Source organism: Paenibacillus sp. P4_A7 (genome assembly GCF_056402455.1).
In genome coordinates, this window is sequence record NZ_JBFUHJ010000008.1 from 1 (window position 1) to 19,404 (window position 19,404).

General features: G+C 44.4%; 12 protein-coding genes and 1 other RNA gene. 5 read left to right on the forward strand and 8 right to left on the reverse strand.

Annotation, left to right across the window (positions count from 1 at the left end):
• A partial coding sequence (locus AC1DWN_RS02325; RefSeq protein ID WP_477557339.1) for a fibronectin type III domain-containing protein occupies window positions 1-981 on the forward strand: 981 nt, incomplete at its 5' end.
• Window positions 982-1,550: 569 nt separating this feature from the next.
• Here AC1DWN_RS02325 and ssrA read toward each other — a convergent pair.
• Window positions 1,551-1,884, reverse strand: a transfer-messenger RNA (tmRNA) gene (ssrA, locus tag AC1DWN_RS02330).
• A 420-nt stretch (window positions 1,885-2,304) separates the two neighbouring features.
• Here ssrA and AC1DWN_RS02335 point away from each other — a divergent pair.
• From AC1DWN_RS02335 to AC1DWN_RS02350, 4 genes are all read left to right on the forward strand, one after another.
• Window positions 2,305-2,895: a hypothetical protein gene (locus AC1DWN_RS02335; protein ID WP_477557340.1), complete on the forward strand. Its 591-nt coding sequence runs from the start codon at window positions 2,305-2,307 to the stop codon at window positions 2,893-2,895.
• Between the two features lie 43 nt (window positions 2,896-2,938).
• Entirely contained in the window at window positions 2,939-3,193 is a 255-nt protein-coding gene (locus AC1DWN_RS02340; RefSeq protein ID WP_477557341.1) for a YgiT-type zinc finger protein, read from the forward strand.
• A 421-nt stretch (window positions 3,194-3,614) separates the two neighbouring features.
• Complete coding sequence (locus AC1DWN_RS02345; RefSeq protein ID WP_477557342.1) at window positions 3,615-4,199, forward strand: TetR/AcrR family transcriptional regulator; 585 nt, start codon at window positions 3,615-3,617, stop codon at window positions 4,197-4,199.
• Window positions 4,200-4,256: 57 nt separating this feature from the next.
• Window positions 4,257-6,077 (forward strand): alpha/beta fold hydrolase, encoded by a 1,821-nt coding sequence (locus tag AC1DWN_RS02350; RefSeq protein WP_477557343.1) that lies wholly within the window; start codon window positions 4,257-4,259, stop codon window positions 6,075-6,077.
• A 449-nt stretch (window positions 6,078-6,526) separates the two neighbouring features.
• Here the strand turns inward: AC1DWN_RS02350 and AC1DWN_RS02355 are convergent, their stop codons facing one another.
• From AC1DWN_RS02355 to AC1DWN_RS02385, 7 genes are all read right to left on the reverse strand, one after another.
• Window positions 6,527-8,500 carry a beta-L-arabinofuranosidase domain-containing protein gene (locus AC1DWN_RS02355; protein ID WP_477557344.1) on the reverse strand — a complete coding sequence of 658 codons (1,974 nt, stop codon included), beginning with the start codon at window positions 8,498-8,500 and terminating at the stop codon, window positions 6,527-6,529.
• A gap of 310 nt (window positions 8,501-8,810) precedes the next feature.
• On the reverse strand, window positions 8,811-9,905 hold the full coding sequence (locus tag AC1DWN_RS02360) for an SGNH/GDSL hydrolase family protein (protein WP_477557345.1): 1,095 nt from the start codon (window positions 9,903-9,905) through the stop codon (window positions 8,811-8,813).
• 134 nt (window positions 9,906-10,039) lie between these two features.
• Window positions 10,040-14,395 carry a discoidin domain-containing protein gene (locus AC1DWN_RS02365; RefSeq protein ID WP_477557346.1) on the reverse strand — a complete coding sequence of 1,452 codons (4,356 nt, stop codon included), beginning with the start codon at window positions 14,393-14,395 and terminating at the stop codon, window positions 10,040-10,042.
• A 29-nt stretch (window positions 14,396-14,424) separates the two neighbouring features.
• Window positions 14,425-15,507: a glycoside hydrolase family 99-like domain-containing protein gene (locus tag AC1DWN_RS02370; RefSeq protein ID WP_477557347.1), complete on the reverse strand. Its 1,083-nt coding sequence runs from the start codon at window positions 15,505-15,507 to the stop codon at window positions 14,425-14,427.
• A 93-nt stretch (window positions 15,508-15,600) separates the two neighbouring features.
• Entirely contained in the window at window positions 15,601-17,343 is a 1,743-nt protein-coding gene (locus AC1DWN_RS02375; protein ID WP_477557348.1) for an extracellular solute-binding protein, read from the reverse strand.
• Between the two features lie 66 nt (window positions 17,344-17,409).
• Entirely contained in the window at window positions 17,410-18,297 is an 888-nt protein-coding gene (locus tag AC1DWN_RS02380) for a carbohydrate ABC transporter permease (RefSeq protein ID WP_477557349.1), read from the reverse strand.
• 15 nt (window positions 18,298-18,312) lie between these two features.
• Window positions 18,313-19,266: an ABC transporter permease subunit gene (locus AC1DWN_RS02385; RefSeq protein WP_477557350.1), complete on the reverse strand. Its 954-nt coding sequence runs from the start codon at window positions 19,264-19,266 to the stop codon at window positions 18,313-18,315.
• Window positions 19,267-19,404: the final 138 nt, after the last annotated feature.

Here is a 19,404-nt window from a genome sequence, read left to right on the forward strand (position 1 = left end):
GATATGGAAGGCGCTGAAGAGTTCATACCGGTCGGTTCGGCAGGCGCGTGGAACGAATCTACGAATTCGTACGACAACAATTTTTTTAATGATTCTTATAGGGTAAAGGTAAAAGGGTTTAATCTTGTAGGTTTTGATGGTAATTATAACAACGATAATACGGTAGCGAAAACCAATGATTTTCTTAGTCAAATTACACAAGAAGAAGATTATGATCCAACAAAACCGATATTTGTATCTTCTCACTTCCCAATAAAAGGAACCGTGTGGTCAGGGGAATGGAGCAGCGAAGCAAGTGATCAGGTAGGTAAATATATTGCCGACAACCATTTATCTCAAGTGGTATACCTATCCGGTCATACGCATTTCGACCCGACCGACGAACGTTCTCTCTATCAAGGTGCGGCCACATATCTCGAATGCGGTGCATCGACATATTCCAGTTATATTGATAGCGGTCCGTACGGCGAATATATAGAAGGCACGTATATCAATTACACTATCGCACCTCGCATCGCGAACTTCTTTGAGGTTTACGGCACCAAAGTTATTATCAAACAGTATAATTTAAGTACAAATCAATTTGTAGGCATACCTTTTATAGTAAACGCCGGCGAAGGCAAAGATGCTTTTACATACAACAGGAGCGATACAAGAGAACTCATTGCTCCGCAGTTTGATGAAGGTATTACGGTCAATTCTATCGATTGCACCGAAGTTACTTTTACAATAAAGCAAGCAAATGACAATGTGCGCGTATTGGAATATAATATTCAGCTGATCAACAAGCTCACCGGGGAAGTGGACAAATCGTTCAACAGCCTTTCGCTGCCGCTAGATCATCCATACAATGAATACAAGCAATATAAGATTACTGATTTATTGCCGAATACTCCATATATAATCAGGGTATTCGCCGCGGATTCCATGTATAACCGTTCGTCGCAGGACATTGACATTATAACTGACGGTGTAAATTAAACAGCTTCGCTGCGCCTACTAATTGTGCCAGGAATAAGCTCTGCCCTACCGAAGCTCCACACGGGATTCACCGCTTCCTTCTTCGGTCAGGTCCTTTCGGATTTTCTGCTTTCAACATCATCCTGAACGCCTTGATGTACAAATACCTATTTCCTGTTCAGCCCTTACGCAAGGTGTTGCAACACCTTGCGTACTATAGCTTCTGCTGACTTCCGTACGTTCAGTCAACTCTCGCAAGCAGAGTTACGGATGATTTCCGCTTTACGTACAGATCTCCCCAGGTAAGAATGCTATCCTCCTCTCCATCTACCCGCCTCATTTATTCCCGTTCGCCTTTGGCAGTATGGACTTCGACTTGTCTTTCAGCCTTATATGAGATTCGTGTTCCTCAGGCCGGAGATTTGCCGACGACTTCCTTCAGATTCGTCCCCGCGGTCGACACTTTTGTCTTAAGCTAATGGCTACTACTGCCTTCGCTATTCGGGAATTGAACCCTTGAACTCCAGAGATAGCGCCCATGCTGGGCGCACAAGCAAAAATCCACAACCTCTCGCGGTTGTGGATTTACATGGTGGAGGCGAGGGGATTTGAACCCCTGTCCGAAGATTACGCCACATGTGCTTCTACGGGTGTAGTGACAGTTTTGATGTCACCCGAGTATCGCCCCGTAACCGGCTATACGTTGGGTCAGCCTGATTGTCTTCTTCAGCTCACCGCAGGCGGAGATGAGACAGCGTATTCCACTACTTGTTAGCCCCTAATCCAGTCACATGGCAGATGCTGGGTAGAAGCACACACACAGTTTCTTAGGCTGCGAAAGCGTAGTTTGTTTGTTGTTTGTCATTTAATAGGCTTTAGCGTTGATGTTGAAGTTGAGAGTCTGCAAATGATAAAATTTGACGCAGATAGCTGAAGAAAAACTATCGAATAAGTAGTAATGATCGCAAGAAATTTCATGCAGAAATAACCTTTGGAAATCAGAGTTGAGTATTGATGGCTCGTTGAGGGGATTTACATCTATTTCTTAACTCTTAAATTTTCTAATGAAAGTAATGATATTATATGGTAATATCAAATTAGGTAAATAGTAGAAATTACCTTGAATATTAGCCTTTTCCTTCACTTTTCAATTTGTTACATCTGTCAGTGGGAAATTCTGTATGATATCACTGTGAGAGACTGAACTAGAGAAGGATATTTTCTTCTAAGATGTATTCACTATCATTGTTAAACGTAAGATATAATCACTCATGAAATGACGAATCGTCTCGCCATTCAATAGATGTAGTCTAGTTATAGAAAATCGGTCGGGGGTTCTTGGTTGTGAGCGAAGAAAATACAGTTCAAGCAAAGAAGGGCGTTATGGAGGTAACTACTAAGGATAACGTTACATTCACAATCGTGACTAACGATATTATCGAAATCTCCGAGGATCAGTACAACAAGCTCGTTGAAGTAATTGATAAGAGACCATCTAAAGCTATACGTAGTGGTGGTGTAGATATTCTACCCTTGGAACCTGGGCAAGTTGAAAAGGTTTTAGAGGAAATCCGCCTTAGACTTGGTGATTCGGTAAATCCTTTGGCAGACAATTTGCTGAGGTTGGATGGACATATTATCGATGAACACGCTAATGATCCTGATTTACTTAAGAAGCGGGGATGGTATCGAGAACATATCAAGGATATGTACAGCGATATCGTTAGTGTCGTTCAAAAGTGCATTCATGTTAGAAAGGCGACATTGAAGTTTAAAAAATCAATTAACACTTCCCAACCGAGATTTTCGTTTACATTAGTTGGAGCAAAGGTTAATGGAGATCAAGGCGACTTGTCTGTTTGCTTCTTGGACAATGGGGGTAAACATGTGTTAGCTTTAACAATCCTCGAAAGCAATGAGAGATTTGTCGTCTAAACTTCAATGGGTTTGACTATACTAAATGAAGGAGGGGAACGCAATGGTGGTTAATGTTGCATTAATGGAGGGTGCTGTGAACAATACTCAAGTTACATGCATGTGTGGCGAAGAAATGCATTTGTCTCACGTATTGAAAATGGGTAGGCACGGTGATAAGCTAGTGTCAGTTCTGCATGTACCAGTACATGTCTGCGAAGAGTGTGACATGAAGATCATGAGCGGCCCTGACAGTTTACGTTTTGCAGAACGAGTTGAGTATGCAGCAGAACGCAAAATGTCTGAAATTACTTTTTAATAATGAAAGGGGTTTGCAGATCATGCAAGCCTCTTTTTTTGTTTTGAAGCATTGTTTGTCCCGCTACGGAAGGGAGGGGGAAGCTTATCACTTTCAGACACCTTTAGTTGATCAAAATCACTTATTCAAATGGCCTATTATTGTGGACTAAACCCTAGTAATTATAGGGCTTCTCCAACCCCACGCATTCAAAACAAAAAAAAGCACCTGACACGGCGCTTCTTCTGATAAGGTTGGTGGAGGCGAGGGGATTTGAACCCCTGTCCGAAGATCACGCCACTCAGGCTTCTACGGGTGTAGCCACAGTTTTGATGTCACCCGAGAGACTCCCCTTTATTCGAACCCATCGTTACTATGAAAATTTCACCTAACCATATCATCATAACTTGACTACTAGTTATTAGTACTATATAGTACTAATATGAGAAAAAATACACTTAGCAATAAAGACATTGCGCTACAATCAGCTTTCACATTGTTTCTTACCAAGGGTTTTCAAGCGACAAGCATGGACGACATAGTCGCACATAGCAAAGTCTCAAAAACCAATATTTATTACCATTTTAAGAGCAAGGAGGAACTGCTCCTCATTATTGTTGATCAGTTGATTTCACACTACGAACAACGGATTAATCACATCCTGTCTCAAAGTGAGACCTCCGTTCTAGAAAAATTAGAAACGTTACTCATCATCCTAACCGATAATACTGAACAAAATAACTACCTTGGAGGATGTCCGTTCCTAACCCTTTACATGCAAACACCCCTTGAAGCTATCGAAGTCAGAGACAGAATCAAAAGCTTTTTTGAACGGCAGCTCCATGCCGTTGAATTGATTTTAGTCGAGGGGATTGCGAAGCAAGAACTAAAGGCGGAACTCCCCGTCCAACAAACAGCTGCACTCATCGTCTCCTCTATCGAGGGTGCTCTTTTCTTAGCTCAAGCTTCTAATAACGCAGATATCATCAAAGCCGTTCATCCCGCTTTAGCTTCATTGCTAAAGTAATTTTTTAGCCACATTAGTACTGGTTAGTACTAATAATAAAACAGGAGGGTTTTTATAATGAATATCTTTTTAACAGGTGGAACTGGTTTTATCGGAAGGCATCTGCTTTCTGAATTGGCTTCTCAGCACCAACTTTATGTACTTATACGTCAAAAAAACCGTTTCCAAGCAATCGTAAATCAATTGCCAACCGATCAACAGCCTAACATCCTGCCAGTCATTGGTGATCTGACACAAACCAGATTAGGTTTAGATGATACTAGCTATGAGCAAATGCTTGCCACTGATCTGATCATTCATGCTGGCGGACCCATGAATATTGAGTTAAGCCTCAGTGAAGCAGAGCAGTCATTCCTCTATCCCGCCAAATCCCTTGTTCAGCTGGCAAAAGATATTCACGCCACAAAAGGTTTAAAGCATTTCATCCATGTCGTAGGTTTCATGAGTCCTTATCATGAACAAAATACAATGTCGGATATTGATCAGCTGCTAGATAAAGAACCGCCCTATGAGAAAATGAAGTTTCTAGCGGACTCCTATATACGTAAAACTCTTCATGCTATGAACATCCCATTATCTACAGTTAATCCTAGTGTCGTCGTTGGAGATTCCTTCTCAGGGAAGACGGAGCAGCTTGGAGGTCTTAGTATCTTAATTGATGCCGTGAGACGAAACCTTATGCCGCTCGTTCCAGGTGGCGACGACTACTGGCTGCCCATGGTACATATTGATCATGTTGCCTCATTTATTGCAAAGCTTGCTAATACAGAAGGATTATCAAGCAATACTTACTATCTATTAGATTCTAAACAAGCGAGTCCATCGATTCGAGTCTTGATTCAGCTTATTGCAAAAGAATTGCAAACAGCCCAGCCCTTGGGAAGGGTACCCCTTCCGTTATTGAAAGCCGTTCTTGGAATGGGTGTTGGAAAGCTCCTTGGTATTCCTAAGGAGTCCATGAACTTTCTTGTAAAGTCAGAATTTCCCGTTAACACTAAATTAGAAATTGAACAAATGAGCGAGATGAAATCATCCATCCTGCCATCTACACTTCCTTTTATAGTCAGCGATCTTGATTATCGGTTAAATCATTTAAGAGTGAATCGGCAGATGAGCTTTTCTCAACGAAGAAGAACGAATTTAATCTCTTTGGAAAAAGATATTCATGGCATACCTGTTATTTTTCTTCATGGGACGTTTAGCGGTGCGGATACCCTATTGCCTATCGCAGGATCTTTAAGTGATATAAATACATGGTTCATTGATTTGCCTGGATTTGGACGCACTCCATACCACCATGAACCTTCTGTCATAGAAGGCTATGTAGACAGTGTAGCAGCCATGATTATCGAATTGAACAGACCCGTAATATTGGTGGGCCATTCATTTGGCGGACTGATTGCCGCCCGAGTGATGCAACGCCAGCCTTCGCTGATCCATCAGCTCATTATGCTGCAGCCAGTCTTGCATCCTGTAAAACCTAAATACAGAATTCAAGTTGTTACAAAACTCATTTTAAAATATGTAAAACCTACCAAACTGAAAAGAGAGCTGCTTCAAAGCAAGAATTTCATAGCATCCAGCGAATATTTTGAGGATTACGCACATTATGTGGTTCATGATTTAAAATCACCCCGCATCCGCACGATTAACGCCGCGGTCATGTCATGGTTAACTCAATCGAAGTCCATTCAACTGAATCCTGAGATGTGGGATGAGACCAAAGTCAAAATATTATGGGGATACATGGACAAAGCACATTATATTCCAAAGCCATATGAACACCTCGATATTACTCGTATTCCATATGGTCATCAATTTCCCATCGAACGTCCCGAACAAACGGCCCACTGGATTCGTCAGGCTTTGAAAGTTTGAAGCGGTCTTTTGGGTAAAAATAGCATTACATGTGTCCGTTAAAATAACACCATCGCTGATTCTACTCTCTACAACAGCAAAAACACTGACCTCGTGCGGTCAGTGTTTTTATGGTGGAGGCGAGGGGATTTGAACCCCTGTCCCGATTTTCTCTTGTTGGTTTATAGTTCGTCATTTGATCCCGAGAAGCCTTATCCTGTATGGCTTCTCAGGGCTTAATTGATTATGTTCTACCGCACATTATTGCCTTGCATTATTACTCATTACCGCTTTGGTCTACATTGTGTCTACAAAATTTGGACAGGATTTCTGAATAAATCCACTCCTTGTTAGCTAGTACCATCGAACCTTTCATACAACTTACAATAAAATTAGGCTTTTTGAACAGCTCTTAAAGGTTTAAATATTATTTTTTACCATTTAATCCCTTATGAAAGCAGGTTCTAAGACTACAAACTCAAAAATCCTGTTTGTTTCAGTTGCCGTGTTCCGTCGGGAATCCCTGGCCGATCCTCGGAATGTACGAGAATATGCCAAGTCCCTTTCGGAAACGCTTGTTCCATGAATAATGGCTGGGGCAGCCAAACCCTGAATAGATTTGATTCACTGAACTCATTACCCGCGGATGCATAATCACACATAACTAGCTTGCTTTCTTTATGTCCGACGAAATGTGACGGTCTGATAAGAAAAGGTACCTCAAAAGCCATCCATACCCCCTCGGGCTTTGATGCAGCAGACACAAGATCAATGTAGGTTTCTTCATCGGAGCAGTTATCCAGGAGAACATAATCAATGTTCCAGTCTTGGTTGTGCTTTCGCTCCATCTGTTCATGATCGAGCCAAAGACTGACATGCTTCTCTGCGTCGGAAAGCCGACTGTCTAATGCAAGTACAATCGGTCCCACCATGACGGCCTTATGGTTTATACTCCCCGGCGCCGTAATCACACGTCCCCTTAAATCCAGCTTCAGGTGAATTTCGTCCCCCGATTTCCATTCTCTGTGGATTTCCGTATACGTTCCGGGTATGCAGGCAATCCGCTCGCCGTTTACTTGAAGTTCGTTTTGTCGGCTCCATGCTGGAATACGAAGCTTTATAGTATAAGAGCAGATTTCACTCTGCTTAACCTTGATTCTAATTTTGTCCAGTTCAGGATAGGCTGTCTCCATCTCAAAGCCGACTTCGTCTCCATTGTTCACTCGTCCACTCCAATTCCCTTGATAATACAAATTTATGGCTATACCAGAATCATCGTTCATGACCGCCCACCCGGACGCGGTGAGGAGTCCGCGTGGACCATTCGCCGAGCAGCAACTGCACTGCACGAGTGGGACCTGCATATGACTAGGTACACGTTCCCCAACCAAAGGCGAAAAATATGCCCACCAGTTGCCGCTCGGAACCATTGCGCTGAGCAATGCATTATATAGCGTAATTTCCATTTCATCTGCCCATTTCGGATCACCTGTAAGACGCAGCAACTGGTAGCAATATTTGATCCAGGTTGTCGTGACACAGGTCTCCATAGGCTGTTCCAGCAGTTCAGTCTGCCTTTTAGCCCCATCGCACCACAATTCACCGCTGGAACCGGAACCTACGATCATACTTTCCTTTTCTCTTACCAAATCGGCAAATTTGATTGCGGCTCCAAGGTACTCATGCTTTCCTGTAGCCCGGTACAATTCGCACAAGCCTTCATAACAGGACATCATTTCGTAACCTTTAGGTGATGCAATTTTCAGGGGTTCGATTCCCGCAATTGCATCCTCGATAAGTCGGATTCCTTTCGGATTGTAAGCGCTCGGTTCGCTCCAAAGCGAAACGAGGTACTCGGCGAAATCAAGGTACTTCTGATCACTTGTTCGCTGAAACAACAATACGACAGGTTCCAGGACGGAACAAGACGATAATGCCTCCAAGAGCGAGAGCCCCGTTTCCGTCAGCTTTTTTCGGCCGGGACCGGATATCCGAATAAGCTCGTCCGTGGCTAAAACAGCCGCTTGCAATGCCTCCTGTTTTCCGGTCAAATCATAGTAGGCGATCAGTCCAAGCAAGGCATACTTTCTTCCCCAGATGTCCCAGTCCCCAAAATCGTTCTCATAGCTGCTGATACGGCCATTCTCCGACTGCGTATCTATCAAACCCTGAACCGCATCAGCCAAAATCGCCCCGTGATGATCAGTTGGTTCAATCTGATAGGCCAGTACTGCGGAGGTAAACCATTTGCCCCAAAATTCCCCCCCCCAACTACCGCCTTCATCCGTTTTATCCCGAAACGGGATCTGGAATAAAGCATGATTGGCGGCCATGACGCCGTTGTGAATACAGGAGACAATTCTTTGCCCCAGATATCCTTCAATATGTACGCTTCCTTTGCTGGATGGTGTTAAACGATCCGTTGCCGTTGCATTCAATTTCATCTTCCAACACTCCTTACGCTCTTTATAAATTCTCACCTGACTGAATATTCATCAGGATACACCCAAGGCGCCCAGAGGTCCTTTGCTCAACACCGGCGTTACCATCATTGAAGTGCAGTGTTTCAGCCTTATCAGTTGCTCCTCCGCTGTGTGCTCCGTCTCCGCATGATTGCTCTGATTGTTGACGATTACTTGTAACCCGGGCCACAGCAAGGGACCAGCACACTCTGTGCCGATCCCCCTTCCTCCCCGGTGCAATCGCAACTTCCCCTCTAAATCGTTCATCCCGTACGAATCAGAAGAGTTTGAATCAACTGCTTATAACGCCGATAAAACCAAGCCGGAAATTTGTCCCCTTACAATTAGGGGTATTTCCATGCACCACTTCCAACTCAAACCGATGATGACTTTCTTGCAACGAGTCCGAAACAAGATAGAGGGAAAACAGCCCATCATCTGGCAGCCACTCCGGCCTTGCACGGTCTGAGAAAACCCAGTCCGAATCATCAATCCGGTAGTTAAATTCAGCCGTCTTCCAACCGAAATCAAGACCTAGTGCCAGACCTTTCCCATAAAAGGAGAAGGAAAGCTTCGCTCCCACTGCCGATGTTTCTAATACTTGATCGATCCAGACGTGATGCAGCCACCTTTTGAGTACCCAGGGACCTTCAATAGATGCGGCTTTCAGAGAATGAAGAGATACCGAATGCCATAATCCATCAAACATGGGTGCCGGCAATGATGTCGGAGCAGCTTTCGATTCCGCTTGGATGTACCTTTCACGCTCCACCTCAAGAAATGCAATTACACCTTGAGCATAGCTCAAACTTCCCCGGGTCGATGGATGGACACCGTCAGGTAGCCATTCTTCCCAACTGAATCTCCCTTTTTTGAGTTCGTTCAAAGCATGGAGTCCCACCCACACAGACCCGATTCCATAATGCTCCGCCAGTTGTTCGAATTCCGCTACGGATGCCGGCATTTCTGCTTGCATCATGGTTGTATACATATCCTGATGATAGGTGTACACGAGAATGACATCGCAATTCCCATTGCCAAGGATAGACCTGATCAGCGTTTCCCTTGTTTTATTCCTCTGCTCGGATCCAACATATAGATCATTGACCGCATATTCGATAAATACCAAATCACATCCACGGTCAATGATATCTCGTTGCGCTCTAAACACCGCCAAATCGCTGCCGGTAGCCCCAATAGCCGCATTCTCAATGCATATTTTAGCTGAAGGAAATTGTTCGCTAAACCATGCAGCAACCGGTTCGGGCCAGTTGTTACGGGGCCTCCCGTCAGTTATTGAGCCACCCATAAAGCCGATCGTTATTTCCCCTTCATTCAACGAATGCCAAGTATGCGACAATAAATTTCTATTTATAAATTCATTCAACCCTATACACCCCGCGTTCTAATTCAAGCGCTACATCACATCTATTAAAAATGCCTATTGTTCCGGAATTAACCCTAACTGATTATCCCGCATCGTATGCGATGCACATGCATCTTAAATGATATTTCAGCCTCTTAATTGATGAATTGCAAATATTGAAGCATCCGCTTCAGTATGGTGACAGCTTGGGCTCGTGTCGCTTCTTCCTTGGGGGAAAATGTGGAATCTGACAAACCCTGCATAATATTTGCATATCGGGTGATTGCTACCGATTCCAACGCCCAATCGGAAATGTCTCCCTGATCTTCGAATTGGTCAAGAACGAATTCCGCCGGATTGACCGTTTTACCGGTGAACTCTATCGCTCGCGCAATCATCACAGCCATCTGCTCACGTGTGATGGTGTCGTGCGGTCGGAAAGAACCGTCTTCATAACCATTGATTATCCCTGCCTTACTGGCTGCTCCGACCGAACCGGAGAACCAAGTCCCTCCTCTAATATCCGAGAATTTCAAATCTGTTACAGTAGTGGACAAACCAAGGGATCTTACGAGTAGTGCTGCGAACTGTGCCCTTGTAATACTTGCATCTGGTACAAATTCCTTATTGCTGATCCCATTGATAATAAGTTTGTTTGCTAGCAATTTGACATCCTCTGAAGCCCAGTGTCCAACAAGATCGTTAAAGGATCTCTCCGATTCAATTACCGTGTAAATACTGTTATGAGGGGAATATACCGTTATCTCAAAACGATCATCTTCACGGGAAATTACCGAAGGCATAAAATGTAAGCCGTTATCGTCATCAACCCATACGGCCGTCACTTTCGAAATATCCGAAGCAGCAGCAAACGAAAGTGTTCGACTGATATAGATGCCGCTGAAATCCGTGGCTTCTTTGCCATTGTATTCAACTCTGAAATCAACAGGACTTGCCAACATATGCATGAATCCCATTTTTACAACTTGGCTTTTAATGACACCTGCCATTTCTTCGGCTAATTTAGTAATCGTAATGGTGATCTTCGTATCCCTAGGAATATTCTTTAAAATTTTTGCAGGAAGTAGATAACTGGCACCATCCACCTTGATCAGTAAGCCTGCATCAGACCATTTCTCTGCCGCATCCTGAAGAGCTGAAGCGGGAACATCAACCTTGACCACAGGATCCGTGTTCTTCACCTCGAGTATGAGTGCAGATTGTTTACTCAAGGAGAAAGCTTGCGCCAGGACGTCCGCAGTCACCGCTAATCTGACTACTGTCTGATTATTGTCATTCTTTTCTCTAGTCACAGTAACTTGTAGCCCGCTGTTACCTAACTTAACATCGGTAGGATTTGTCGGGTTACCGGGATCGCCAGGAGAATTTTCTCCTTCACTTGGCGGCAATGCTTCTCCCCATACCTTAAATTCCCTACTACTCGGCCAAGCGTTGGCATCGGTGATTGTCATTCGTACATATCGGTAGATTCCTTCTACTTCTTCGGTAATCATTGGACCTTGCATGCCATCTTTCGTTCGATCAACAAGGGTCTCCCAATCCGAACCGTTCGCCGAACCTTCGATCTTGTATTTGTAGGTCTTGATATCAGTGTCCGCAAACCATTGGAAGACATGAGTTAGGGAATACTTCTCACCGAGATCGACTTTAAACCATGATGGATACTTCACACCATCCACCAGCCATCTTGTCTCAGGATTTCCATCTACGGCAAGATCCGGGGAGAACAGCGCATCTCCTCCGTAATTGGTGTACTCCGAAGCGGTTGCCTGTTTTTTGTAAGCGAGATTCACTTTCTGCCCGATGATATTGACCGGAACGGTACCAATTACTCCTGAACCATCTCCAGCCTCCGCACGAACGAGAACCGTTCCGTTTTTATTTGGATAGAGCAGCCCAGTGTTATTTATAAATGCCACATCTGTAGGCGATTTGCCGTCTTCTGCCCAAACAGACCATGCAACGGCTTTGTTTGTTGCATTTGCAGGCAGAACATCGGTAATCATCTGTAAACTCTGCCCGTTTAACGTGATTTCATTCGTTCCTCCCTCGCCCGAAACTTCAATGGTAGCTACGGGGATATTGTCCGGGATGACTTCACCGGTACTGCCATAGATTTCAAACTCTTTGCTGGACGGCCAGGCATTGGCTTGAAGGAACGTCATTCTTACATACCGATAGCTCCCATTGACCACTTCTGTGATCTTTTCCCCGGTGACACCCACTATACTGCGGTCTACCATCAACACCCAGTTTTCACCGTCTAATGAACCCTCTATTTTAAATTTATAGGTTTGGGATACTGCCGCATACTGAATGATTGTACCGAGAGCTTTAGGCTCCCCCAGATCAACCTGTAACCAAGATGGATATTGCACACCATCTACAAGCCACCAGCTATCCATATTGCCGTCAACTGCGTTGGACGGATAGTAGATTCCTGCTACGCCATAATCGGCATAGGTAGAGGCGGTTACAGTTTTACCCCGCGCAAGGTTCTCTGGCTGATTGCTAATTGTGATGATTTTCTCGCCCTTTAATTCCGGCTGACTGTTGTCCGTCACTACCACTTTCACCTGACCGTTCGACTTAGCCGTTAGCAGACCGTTGCCAGATATTGAAGCCTTAGTTGTGAGCGTGACCCCATCCATCTCGTAAACTTCCCACTTGACGGACATAAAACCGTCATCACCCAGTGGCTCTGCTTGATAGTCCATTTGCAATGTTCCATAGGGCTGGTAAATTGTGTATGCTCCGTTTGCAGTTGTTACAGTCAAACTTGTAGCATGCTTAATGGTAAGTAACTGCGGAATCTGATTTTTGTTTGGGAGCAGATTGTCCGGTTCGGTCGTCGCGTCGGTGAAGATTCTTCTTATTGCATTGAGGTAATCGAACCCATACTTTTCTGTAGGTGCGATATAATGGCCCTCAGCATACTCATTCCAGTTGTCGAGAAGTAGCAATCTGCCGCCCAAATTTCCATCGGATTTGGAATTCATTCTGGTTTTCGCTTCGTCCAAAAGTCCTTCATACAAATCCGGGGGGATCTCCCAGACGGGTRCAGGCGTGCCCCACGGCCGTGCATCCCAACCGCTTGATACAGTCATAACATAGGGAACTTCGCTGTTCAAATCGAAATTATTCCACGAATCGATGTGAGACTGGACATAGCTCTCAGACGTGATGTTCGCTTCAGATGGTTTCGTGTCCATAAAGGTCGGGATGTGATAGGAATATATATAATCGATTCCTATGTCTTTAGCGGCAGCGAAACTTTGTGTTGTATTCGAGTTCTCGGCTGTCATCAGGATAACGCCAGGATAGCCGGCAGCCGCCACTGCCTGGCGGAATTGGATAATGGCATTCTTGGCATTCTCTTCCCCACCGACATCGCTGATGAATTTGGACAAGCTGTAGATAGATAATATTGGCTTGCCTTCAACTTTCAGATAATTGGATTTAGAGAAATACTCCTCTATCCAGAAAGGGACCAGATTGTTCAGGAAATCATTTATGTCCGAGACACCGTCGGCTGACTCATTGGAATTTTCCCATTGTATGGCCCATTTCAAATACTCCCTATGCTGAGCGCTGTTGGCCAAGGAGTGCGTCAAGCCATCAAAGGAGGACATAACAGGGGCTTTGCCCATATTTCCTTTTTGTCTAAACCAGCATGAAAACAAACCGTCTATGCCGTTCTCGACAGCCATCTTGATCTGCCAATCTGTCGACACGTCGTAATTCTCGTCATAATAACCCATGAGGGGAGTCCGCTCCGGATAAAGAACGGGGTTCGTGCTTTCCCAGAAATAGCGGCTTCCCCACAAGTTGCACGACTGCGCCACTACGATTTTGTCACCGGTATCGACAGGAACAGGGGTCGGAACCAGATCCTGGGGCTGAGCATAGGTTTCGCCTTTGACTTCGAGCTCCATGCTGCTTGCTGGGCTCCCGTCTCCAGAACCGGTAATCACAAGCCTGACAAATCTGTATCTTCCCTGTACAATTTCTTCTATTATGCTGCCGTTAACACCGGTTTGGGTACGGTCAGCCAGAATGGACCAGGACCAGCTGTTTGGCGTATTTTGATTGGAACCTTCAATTTTGTAGTACCAAGTGGTATCTGTCTGAAAATGCTGTTTCACTACCCCCAGCGTGGAGATCGCATCCAAATCAACGATAATTGTTTGAGGGAATGTTGCATTCGCTGCTACCCATCCTGTGTTAAGATCGCCGTCTACTGCTTTAACTGCGGTATTGATCCCCAGGTGAGAGGAGGAGTCGGCCCGGCTTCCCAGAGCTATATTGGCATACCCGCCCTCATAATTTGTATAGGAAGACGTGGTTAAAGGCTTATTAAGCGCAATGTCCATGGCCGTTTCTGACGCTTCAACTTCATTCTCTTCCAGACCGATAATGCCCAAACACGGCAAGAAAATTGAAAGGATTAAAATACAGACTGCGATTTTGATCATTAGTTTCCGATACAAAAACCCCATCCCCTTCCACATATTTACTTCTAAACTGTCCTGAAAGCTTCACGTACAGCTTCCAAATAGGAAAAGCCATATTTTTCGGTTGGAAAGATATAATGCCCTTCTCCGTATTCATTCCAGTTATCCAGCAGAATTATAGTACTTTCCAATCCGCCGCTGTGCCGGGAATCAAGCTCCTGTCTAGCAGTTTCGCACAATCTTTGAAAATCACGGGGTTCAAGGCGCCACGTTTGGTCTGTGCAAGAATAATTCCACGGTGCCGAGTCCCATCCCATGGAACAAGTCACGATATTAGGAACAGCCCCCAGGGACTGCACCTCCCAGCATTTCTTCTGCGCGAGAATAATGGAATCGGGATTGTCACCGAAGAATTTCGCTCCGGGATTCGAAGAGCCATCTGCAAACGTAGGCCAGTGATACGAGAAGCTGTAATCCAGACCGATATCTCTCATAAGCTGATTCCGCTCTGTTATCGGCCCCCAGCAATATTGACCGAAAATGATCAAACCTTTAAATCCAGCCTCTATACAGCGCTTACGCATATTCTCAATCGCTCTTGCAGCAGGAAGACTTCCACCAAGTTGCTCAACCAGCAGACCGATATTGTAAATCGACAGAACCGGCTTTCCATCCAGTACAAGGTAATTGGATCTAGAAAAGTACTTTTCCACCCAATATGGCAGCAGATTTTCAATGAGATCCCTTTCAGAATCCACTCCGGAAGCGATGTCGTTAGCGTTCTCCCACATGATCATAAATCTCATTAGATCTCCGTACCTGCTGAGTTCCAGACCTCTTAGCCAATGATCGTATTCGGCCGTAATCGGACGCTTCCCCAAATTATTTTTGGATCGATACCAACAGTTCATAAAGAAGTGAATGCCATGCTCTAACGCAAATTTTATCTCCCAATCAATGAGACGGGGGTCCGCCTCATCATACCAACCAAGTACAGACTTTCGATTTGTAAAAGGCTTGATTTTCTCCCATGCGGAAGAGCTGTTCCACAGATTGCATGCTTGTGCCCCCACCAGGTATTTACCAGTTTCAATCCGAATGGGTTGTATTGGCTGGCTGCTGTAATCCCGAATCTCGTCGCTTGCCATATGTACCGCCCCCTTTTTATCAAGAGAACTCCGCCTTTATGTAGATGTAAGGGGGAGTTCTCATTTTGCCTGTCTTTGTATGGAGGTTAATTATCAGTTAAGCTCCGAGAGGGCTTTCTTCATTTCCCCGTCCCAGAAAGTGTAAACCTTGTCAATCCCCATCTTCTCAAGTTCCTTGATGATCTTCGCTTTGTGACCGACGAAGTCATCCGCAAGAATGAGCTTGATGACCTCCTGGTTCAGATAATTGACGATACGGTCCGAAATCAGCTTAATCTCATCTGGCTCACTAGGCGGCAGCAACGGAGAAAGTTCTGCCACGCGTGTTTTGCCGTACTCTTGGCCCTTGGGCGGTATCTTGTTCGGAAATTCCGCATTGTAGTACGAAGTAATTTCCTTTTTCAGCGCATTTTCGGGCTTTTCCAGTTGGATCTTCATGTAGGATTGATTATTTCTGAAATCAAGTGGATTCTTAGTGCCAGGGATGAACCCCGTTATATCTAGTCCGGATTGGTTCGCATATTTCCGATATCCGAACTTCAAGGCGTTTTCGGCGTCTTTCTCGTTCTCGAAATAAGTATCTGTATATTTATACTCACCGTTCTCGTTTACCCAATCCTGTCCTTCGATCCCATTAATAATCGTAAGCACGCCTTCAACAGAATAGAGGTAGTTGATCAATTCCATTGCTCTTTCTGGATTTTTCGAGTCTTTGCTGATTGCATACACAAAGTTTTGTCCTTTGTTTGCCGTATTGTAATAATAGTTTTCTCCACTCATAGGAATTGGGTTGTCTGCGGTCCAACCTTTATCGTAGATCTTCTTGGATTGGAAATAGGCGTTTGATCCGCCAATCACCCAGTTAATATAGGTGGCAAGTACCTGTCCAGTATTATATTTCTGAACAGCCTGATCATACTTTTGCGTCCAACTGTCCGGATCAATGAGCCCCGCTTTGTTGGCCTTATTCCAGAAATCAAGATCAGCCCAGAATCCCGAGTTTTCATTCGTGTATTTGTTGAAGTATTCGAAGGACTCCCTGTCGATTTGAAGAATATTCGTCAGTCCGCCTATCACTTCTGCTCCTTGACGTCTTACGTTCCAGTGATCGGCCAGTATTCCGTAGCCCCAGTCCAACCATAATGAGAACCCGTGGTAAGGCTTTCCGTCTTCATTTTTAGGATGAAGCTTTTTCATCTCTGCGACAACCTTGATATAATCATCGGGTGTTTCGATTGCTGGGTAACCGAGCTCCTTGTAATAATCCCATCTTACATAGGGACCCGCCCAGATCGTTTCAGGTAAAACTGGGCCGTCAGTGCTAATTTCGGAACCAAGGAATTTCAATTGCCCATCTCCGAACATATCTTTATAATAAGAAATCGTTTCCGGACTGATGTTCTTTTTGATGTCTTGTCCATATTTTTCAAGAAGTGGTTCCATATCAATAACTAGGCTTTTCATTTGATCAAAGTTCTTCTTGGGAATAACCATAATATCTTTCAGATCGTTAGTGGCGAGAATGGCTGCCAGCTTCTCATCGGATGGCTGGGTTTCCATATCGAGTTCAATATTAAACTTCTCTTCGATATGCTTCATAATCGGATCGTCCTGACGTCCTGTCGGGGAACTGGCCCACAATTCTGCTGCCCAGAATGACAAGCCTACCTTTTCCCTCGGATTTTCCTGAGCGACTGTCTCACCCTGATTCGTTGCCGCTTGTTCAGCACCTGCGTTAATGTTTTTCTGCTCGCGATTGTTACCTGCGCACGCAGTGTTAAACGTGAGTGTAGCAATGAGGATCACTGCCGACAAGTTTCTCATTCGCTTCTTCATACCCAAACCCCCTGTTATTTTTTCATAATGCTTATTGGTAACCTGCAAGCAGGCCAATAACGAAAGTTATCCTTTCACCGATCCAAGCATAATGCCCTTCACAATAAACTTTTGCATAAACGGGTATACAAGTATGATCGGAAATACTGTTACCATAGTAATAGTGGTCTTGATCGAAAAGGAATCAAGTTGCTTGCTGCTTGCAACATTTGCCAGTTTGACATCACCCTGCATTGCTGCTCGGGCAAGAGACTCCGCCTGCTGCAGGTAGTTGTAAAGCATGAGCTGCAACGTTTGAAGATTCGGATGGGATACAAGGAAGAAATTGTCCTGCCAGGCATTCCATTGGCCCACCGCATTAAACACCGCTACAGCTGCGATTACCGGCAGACAAACCGGTGCAGTAATCCTCCACAAAATCGTAAAGTATCCAGCTCCATCGACTAGGGCCGACTCCTCAAGAGCAGTCGAGATCGATTCCATGTACGTCTTGATCAATATAACTGCGAAGGGTGAAATCATTCCAGGCAGTACATAGAGCCAAAAGGTGTTGTTTAACCCTAAGGTTTTCATGATAACGAACCAGGGTATGAGTCCGGCGTTGAAGAAAAGCGTAATCACAGTAGCTCTATATATCCACTTTCTACCTGGAAGAACATTCTTAGTTACCACAAATGCCAGCATTATGGAGAAGAACAACATCAAAGCAGTCCCAACGATCGTTCTTGCGGCTGAGATACCGAAAGCCATCAGGATTCCGTCCAACTTTAGAACACTTTTGAAATTATCTAGATGGAATCCGATTGGAAAGTAAAGCACCTCTCCCATAGCTACAGCGTGCGCATCACTCACAGAGGCAATAAAGATATAATAGAAGGGATAGATACACAAGAGAGTAAAAAGCAAGAAAACTGTTGCATTGATAATTTGGAATGTATAATCTCTCTTCTTCATCGTTTTTCCTCCTTGTTAAAATATCGACTGGTTTCTTAATTTCTTCGAAATATAGTTGGCACTGAACAGCAGAATAATACTGATAACTGTCTTGGCCATTCCAATCGCCGTAGACATCGGATAATTGTTGAGTGTGATGCCAAGCCTATAAACATACACATCCAGCACCTGAATCTTAGATTGGGTAAGCCCATTCTGAAACAGAAAGTATTGTTCAAATCCCGTATTTAGCAGCCCGCCGATATTCAACAACAGCAGTGTGATGAAAGTGGGAATCAGACCGGGCATAGTGATATGCCACATCCGCGTGAATCGACCCGCCCCATCCACCGAAGCTGCATCGTATTGTTCCTGATCGATCCCTGCAATTGCAGCAATATAGATGATGGCTCCGAAGCCCAGCGATTTCCATATCGAGATGGCTGTTTGAAAATACCAGACAATGTCGGAGTTTGCCAGAGGGTTAAGCGGTTCAGAGATCCAACCCAGATTGAGCAATACTTTATTAAGAATGCCATCCCCTGGGGCAAATATAGCGTAAGCAAAAGAGAAGACCAGAATCCAACTGATAAAATTGGGTAATGTGCTTATCGTCTGAATAAGCTTCCGTAGTCTGCTATTCGTCATCTCCATAAGGAAGATGGCAAATATTACAGCAATCGGCGTAGATAACAGACTGAGAAAACTAAGAACAAGAGTATTGCGCAGCACGTTGGACAACTCAGGGTCGTCAAACGCGAACACAAACCACTTAAAGCCCACAAACTCGGTATCTAACAATTTGAGTCCCGGTTTGTAATCGAAGAATGCCATGGCCCAACCCGCCAATGGGAGATAAGAAAATACAATCAAGATAATAACGCAAGGAATTGCCATTAGCAGTAGGGTTATTTTCCCTGAATCCATCCCCTTATTCCTTTTGGCCATGTACACCTTCTGTTTATTGACATGCAAGTTGTTTGTTGACATCTAAGTACCCCTAACCTATGATATGTTTGATTTCTGAAATCCCATAGGTTCATAGTAATACGATCTCATAATGGAATGCTATTCTTAGAATTTTAGGAATTTGCAATAATTATGAACTCTTTGCCTGGAGGTTAACCA